The following is a 384-nucleotide window of genomic DNA, read 5'->3' on the forward strand; positions in this document are numbered from 1 at the left end:
GAACAGATCGGCCGCTCCTATCCCTCGCAGCGACGCATCGGCACGATCTGCGTTTTCGGCGGCGCCATGCTTGGCAACGATCCCGACCACGCCCGCTGCGCCACCATCCTTGGCGAGGCAATTGCCGCGGCCGGCATTCGCCTGGTCTATGGGGGAGGCTGTGACGGCCTGATGGGCCAGGTTGCCATTGCCGCTGCACAAGCGGGTGGAACCGTAGTCGCCATCACTCCGCAGTTCCTGGTCGAGCGGATGAGGATGCTGTCATCGGGATGCCAGACGATTTCAGTTCCCGACATGAGCATCCGCAAGCAGCTCATGTTCGAGTATGCGGATGCCTTTGTGGCCTTGCCGGGCGGTATCGGCACCGTTGAGGAACTGACCGAG

1 protein-coding gene is annotated in these 384 nt (G+C 63.0%); it reads left to right on the plus strand.

The window, feature by feature from the left end:
* Window positions 1-384, plus strand: a 384-nt coding sequence (locus X742_RS140115; RefSeq protein ID WP_023775700.1) for a TIGR00730 family Rossman fold protein, incomplete at both ends; no start/stop codon positions are given.

This window comes from Mesorhizobium sp. LNHC229A00, from assembly GCF_000502415.1.
Taxonomy (GTDB): domain Bacteria; phylum Pseudomonadota; class Alphaproteobacteria; order Rhizobiales; family Rhizobiaceae; genus Mesorhizobium.